This is a genomic window from Streptomyces sp. NPDC057654, assembly GCF_042800135.1.
Taxonomy (GTDB): Bacteria; Actinomycetota; Actinomycetes; order Streptomycetales; family Streptomycetaceae; genus Streptomyces.
The window spans coordinates 1-5,723 of the sequence record NZ_JBHVHQ010000567.1 but is presented as its reverse complement, the minus strand read 5'-3'; the positions used below and the strand labels follow the sequence as shown (position 1 = coordinate 5,723).

Here is a 5,723-nt window from a genome sequence, read left to right as displayed (position 1 = left end):
GTAGTCGACCTCGTTGAAGCTGCGGTAATGGTCGGAGGTGTAGTAGTCCTCCTGCTTCTTCTCGCCCGCGACGATGCGGCGCGCGCCCCGGTCGTGCGAGCCCGGAGTGATGACGGTGTACTCGTGGTAGTAGCCGTTGGACTGCTTCGGCAGCAGCCCCTCACGGTTGGAGAAGACCGTGCCGTCCTTCGGGTAGGGGAAGGGCCCGCCGGACGTGATCAGGTCGAGGGTGTCATGGGCCTGGCTCGGCAGCGCCTTGTAGCAGACGGTCCCGACCGACTTCACGGACACGGAGTGGGCCGCCGGGGCGGCGGTCGCGGAGGCGGCGGTCGCGGGGCCGGCCGCCGACGTGGCCGCGATGGCGGGCGAGGAGACGAAGAGGGCCGAGGCCAGGGCGGCGACGGCGCCGATGCGGGTGATCTGTGGGGGGATTCGCATGTCCCCCAGCATGACGCGCGTAGACCGGGACATGTCAATGCCAAGTAATCGATGTTTCCCATCCGTTCACACGGAAACCGGAGACGTCGGAGGTCTAGGCGCGGGGCGCACTCGGGCGGCACGATGCCGGAGAGGTTCAGCAGTGCGAACAGGAGGCAGATACGTGACCGGACTTCCTCGCAGATCCTTCGTCGGCACGGCCCTCGGCACAGCGCTCGGCGCCGCCGTCGGCGTCGGGACCACGGGCTCGGGCACCGCGTGGGCCGCGCCCGGCGCCGAGAGCTCCGGCGCCACCGCGGACAACGCCGCCACCCGCTCGTACAAGGACGTGCACGAGAGCGCCGTACGCGCCGCCGCCATGCGCTGGCGGACGCTGCCCGCGAACTGGCGGGAGGGCCCGTTCCTCGCCAACGGCTTCCTCGGCTGCCAGGTCTACCGGGGCGAGCGCCCCGGCACGCTCACGGTGATGATCAGCCACACCCAGGCGCAGGACGAGCGCGGCCGGTGGCGGGCCGGCACCGGTTACGCGCGCCTGCCCATCGGCTACTTCACCCTCGCCCTGGCCGGTGAGATCACCGCCGTCGACTGGACGCTGGACCTGTGGGACGCCGAGCTGCGCGGCACGATCACCACCACTCGCGGCAGCCTGCGGTTCGCCGCGCTCGTCCACAACTCCCGCTCCACGCTGCTGATCTCCACCCGTCCGAGCCCCGGCGAGGAGGCCGCGGCCTGGACGTTCACCTGGCTCACCGCGGCCACGACCCGCAACACCGACGACCGCACCGGGTACACGCCCAACCCCGACCCCCGCCTCGGCACGGCCGGATCCACCCACTACGCCGAGCAGCCCCTGCTGGCGGGCGGCGGCTGGACCACCGCCTGGCGCGAGCGCCGCACCGGCACGGGCCGGCTGTTCGCCGCGCACCTCGCGCACCGCTTCCCCGGCGACACGGCGGAGACGACCCGCCGGGCCGTGCGCGAGGTCGCCCACGCGCTCGCGGCCGCCCCGGACGACCTGATAGCCGGTCACCGCGCCTGGTGGCACCGCTACTTCCGGCGCAGCTTCCTGTCCGTACCCGACAAGCGGCTTCAGAGCTTCTATCTGATCCAGCTCTACAAGCTGGCGTCCGCGACCCGCGCGGAGGGCCCGGCGCTGTCGGAGTGGGGCCCGTGGTTCCCGGCGGTGGGCAACAACTGGACCGCGCTGTGGTGGAACCTCAATGTGCAGATAGCCAGTTGGCCGGTCTACGGCTCCAACCACCTCGAACTGGACTCGGTGACCGGCGCGTTCCGCCGCTTCGAGAAAAACCTTGAGCTGTCGGTTCCCGAGGAGTACCGCGACGGAAACAGTTACGCGCTCGGCCACCCCTCCGACTGGCAGCTGCGCCCCGGCGCGTGGACCGTGGGCGTACCCGGCACGGACCACATTTCCGACAACTTCGGCAACCTCACCTGGGGCCTGCACAACGTCTGGCTCGCCTACCGCCACTCCATGGACCGCCGCGCGCTGCGCGACGTCCTCTTCCCGATCCTGGCGAAAGCCGTCAACTACTACGCGCGCTTCCTCCACGAGGGACCGGACGGCAAGCTGCACCTGCCGATGACGCGCTCGCCGGAGTACGCGAACGCCGCCGACTGCACGTACGACCTCTCGCTCATCCGCTGGGGCGCCGCCACCCTGCTGGAGTCCGCGCGGCTGCTGCGCATCCCCGACCCGCGCGCGAAGCAGTGGCACGCGATCACCGAGCGGCTCGTGCCGTACGCGCGGGACCCCGAGGACGGCGTCATGATCGGCGCGGGGGTGCCGCTCGCCGACTCGCACCGGCACTTCTCGCATCTGCTCTGGCTCTACCCGCTGCGCGAGTCCACCTGGGAACGGACCGGCGACCGCGCGGTGATGCGACGGACGTTCGACCACTGGACGAGCATGCGCGACGCGTGGCACGGCTACAGCTTCGCGGCGGCCTCGTCGATGTGCTCGGTGATGGACGCCCCCGAGCAGGCCCTGGACTTCCTGACGTTCTTCACCGACCGCAACATCGTCGCGGACACGGAGCTGCTGCCGAACACGATGTACCGGGAGGGCAAGAACTTCGCGCTGGAGACCCCGCTGACCGCCGCGCAGTCGCTGCTGGACATGGCGGTGCAGAGCCATGGCGGTGTGGTGAAGGTGTTCCCGTCCGTCTCGGAGCGCTGGGCGGACGCCTCGTTCGCGTCGCTGCGCACCCAGGGCGCGTTCCTCGTGGACGCCGACCGCAGCCGCGGCCGTACGAACTGGGTACGGGTCCACAGCGAGGCCGGGGCCCCGCTCGTCCTGGACCACGGGATGCGGGGTGACCTGGACGTACGGCACGAGGACGGGCGGCGGGCGCGCTGGCGGCGGGTCGGCGCGGGCCGCATCGCGGTGGAGCTCGGGCGGGGCGGGACGGTGCTGGTGACCGAGCGCGGCCACCACTCGCGTTCAGGCCCGCGCGACGTACCGGCGAACGGCGGATCGGCCCCGTGGGGGCTGCCCGGCTGATTCCCTTCGGCGGTTTTGCCTCAGAGGCAATACTTTTGCCGCTGAGGCACGGCGGGGCTATACCGGACACATGACCATCCAGTCCGACAACGAGGCCGGAGTCCCCGCCGACGACGTGCCCGCCGTCGCCCCTCAGCTCCGCGCGCTGCGCAAGCGGAGCAATATGACGCTGGAGCGCGCCGCCCAGCGGGTGGGGCTCTCGCCCGCGCACCTGTCCCGGTTGGAGACGGGGCAGCGGACGCCGTCCCTGCCGATGCTGCTGGCGTTGGCACGTACGTACGGGACCACGGTATCCGACCTGCTGGGCGAAGTCCCGCCCGAGCGGGACCCCATCGTGCGGGCCGACCGGATGGAGCCGCAGGAGGCGGCCGGCTGGACGTACTGGCGGGCCGGCGGTTCGGGCCGCGCGATGCAGGCCCTGCGGCTCCGGGTGCCGCAGGGCGAGGGCCGGCAGGAGTCGCTGGTCAGGGTGCATCCCGGCGAGGAGTGGCTGTACGTGACCGAGGGCCGGCTGCGGCTGACGCTCGGCGAGACGGTCTACGCGCTGGGGCCCGGGGACGCGGCGCACTTCGATTCGCTGACCCCGCACCGGATCGCGGCCGCCTCGCCGGGCGGTGCGGAGCTGCTGTTCGTTCACACGCTGATGCAGAGCGGGGTGGCCGAGCTGTGCCTCGGCGACGTCGCGCAGGCCAGGAGGGGAATGCCATGAGCGATGCCACGCGGGACGTCGAGACGGAGCGGGCTCCGGGGTCCGGGGCGGCCCCGAAGGCCACGGAGGCCGCTGTCCGGGACTCGGAAGCGGCCGGGACGACCGGGGTCACGGCGACCGGGGGCGCCGAGTCCGCCGGAATCGCCGAGTCCGCTCAGAGCGCCGCGCCGGACGAGACCACCGGGAGCACCGAACCCGCCGAGCCCGCCGAGCACGCCGAGCCCGCCGAGCCCGCCGACGAATCCGTACAGCCCCCGGCCGAGAAGATGGTCGAGGAGGACCGGGCCCCGATGGCGTTCACCATCCGGGTCTTCATCTACCTGGTGGCGGTCCACTTCATCGTCGGCTTCTTCTTCCTGATCTTCTATCTGGCCGGCGCGCGGTCGCACTGAGCCGGGCCGGCAGCCGCGTACCGGCCCGCGGAGGGGTGGCCTCCAGCCCTCGCTAGCCCGCGTGCGTGGAGAACAGCCCGCCGGTCGGTCCTTGCTTGTCGCCGCCCTGCGCCTTCTTCAGGGCGTTGGCGAGGCCCTCGATGGTCAGGGACTGGAGGATGACGCGGCCGTCGCCCTCCAGTGTGGCGAGGGAGAGCCCCTCGCCGCCGAAGACGGCGTTCATCAGCCCCTGGCGGTTGAGTCCGCCGATGCGCTGCACGCCGTAGTGGATGCCTTCCTCGAAGGCGACGATGCAGCCGGTGTCGACCTCGATCTTGCCGCCGAAATCGGCCGGATTGAGGTCGATGAAGTTTCCGGCGCCGCAGATGACTACGGTCCCGCGGCCGGTGAACTTCTCCAGGATGAAGCCCTCGCCGCCGCTCATGCCCTGCCGTCCGCCCTGGAAGGCGATGCCGAACTCCACGGTCGACTCGGCGGCGACGAAGGCGTCCTTCTCGGCGAACCAGGCGCGGTTCCCGTCCAGTTCGAGGGCGCGCATCTCGCCGGGGAGCACGCCCGCGAAGCCCACGGTGCCCTCGCCGCCGGTGGAGGTGAAGTACTGGAAGGCGAGCGATTCGCCCGCGAGCGCGCGCTGGCCTACCTGCATCGCGGTGCCCATGGCGCCCCGCAGCATGCCGCCGAGTCCACCGCCTCCCGCGCCCGCGCCGCCGCCCTGCTGCCCGCCGCCGCCCGGACCGGACAGCCGGGTCTCCATCGTCACGTTCGCCGTCTTGAAGAGGAACTTTCCGGCCTCGCAGTAGACGGTCTGGCCGGGTTCCAGGGTGCAGACGGCCATCTGCATGGCGTTGCCGACGATCTCTTGCCGCAAGGTCACAGCGGGTTCTCCTGACAGGTCACGAAGACGAGCACGAACACGTGGAGGGGCACGGACACAGGGAGAGGCACGGACACCGAGGGGACGCGACTGCCCGTCCGCGAAGCCCCGGACGGAGCGGCTCCTCCCAACGGCTCAAACGCCCGGTGCGGCGGTTTTGGTTCCGCGGGCCGGCGACATCGGCGCGTACGGCGTGCACGGCCATTGCCACGCGGCGTGATGTCGATGAATCATGCACCGAGTCACCGAGTCTGTTGCGTACGCGTCATAGGAAGCCTCGTTCACCCGAGAGGACCACAGGATGCTCAGAACGCGCCCGACGGCGGTCGCCGCCCTCGCTCTCTCCCTCGCCGCCCTGCCCCTCGCGTCCGCCGGGGCTGCGGACCGCGGCGGCGGGAGCTCGACCCCCGCCCCGGCGACATCAGCCGCATCCGCAACATCAGCCACCTCGGCCATCTCAGGCACATCGGCCGCGCCCAAGATCACGCCCACCCCCCAGTCCGTGCACGCCCGCCGCGGCGGCGTCACGATCACCCGCACCGTCGACCTGATCACCGGCCCGAAGGCCGACGCCGCCGCCGTCCGCCTCGTACGGCGCGCCCTCGAACAGGCAGGCGCGCACCGCGTCGAGCAGCGGGCCACGGCCCGTCCGGGGCGCCTCGCCGTCTACGTGGACGGTCCGGCGGCGGCGAAGGCGCTGCGGAGCCTGGGCGCGCGCGGCACGGCCGGGCTGCCCGCCGAGGGGTACGCGCTCGCCGTCGGCGACGGCCGCATCGCGCTGGCCGGGGC

6 protein-coding genes are annotated in these 5,723 nt (G+C 72.0%); 4 read left to right on the top strand and 2 right to left on the bottom strand.

What is annotated here, in order from left to right; genetic code table 11:
• Nucleotides 1-438, bottom strand: a 438-nt coding sequence (locus tag ACFU99_RS30780) for a ribonuclease (protein WP_384398245.1), incomplete at its 3' end; no start/stop codon positions are given.
• A gap of 163 nt (nt 439-601) precedes the next feature.
• On the opposite strand from ACFU99_RS30780, the gene ACFU99_RS30775 reads away from it, so the two are divergent.
• The 3 genes from ACFU99_RS30775 to ACFU99_RS30765 all read left to right on the top strand — a co-directional run bounded on the left by ACFU99_RS30775 (nt 602) and on the right by ACFU99_RS30765 (nt 4,060).
• A complete protein-coding gene (locus tag ACFU99_RS30775) occupies nt 602-2,959 on the top strand; it encodes a glycoside hydrolase family 95-like protein (protein ID WP_384398243.1) in 2,358 nt (785 codons plus the stop codon).
• Nucleotides 2,960-3,029: 70 nt separating this feature from the next.
• A complete protein-coding gene (locus ACFU99_RS30770) occupies nt 3,030-3,668 on the top strand; it encodes a helix-turn-helix domain-containing protein (RefSeq protein ID WP_384398241.1) in 639 nt (212 codons plus the stop codon).
• Nucleotides 3,665-4,060 (top strand): DUF6126 family protein, encoded by a 396-nt coding sequence (locus tag ACFU99_RS30765; protein ID WP_384398239.1) that lies wholly within the window; start codon nt 3,665-3,667, stop codon nt 4,058-4,060. Before ACFU99_RS30770 ends, ACFU99_RS30765 begins: the two co-directional genes overlap by 4 nt.
• A gap of 52 nt (nt 4,061-4,112) precedes the next feature.
• On the opposite strand, the gene ACFU99_RS30760 is transcribed toward ACFU99_RS30765, so the two are convergent.
• Nucleotides 4,113-4,934, bottom strand: a complete 822-nt coding sequence (locus ACFU99_RS30760) for an AIM24 family protein (protein WP_384398237.1) — start codon at nt 4,932-4,934, stop codon at nt 4,113-4,115.
• Nucleotides 4,935-5,235: 301 nt separating this feature from the next.
• On the opposite strand from ACFU99_RS30760, the gene ACFU99_RS30755 reads away from it, so the two are divergent.
• A partial coding sequence (locus tag ACFU99_RS30755; RefSeq protein ID WP_384398235.1) for a glycoside hydrolase family 20 zincin-like fold domain-containing protein occupies nt 5,236-5,723 on the top strand: 488 nt, incomplete at its 3' end.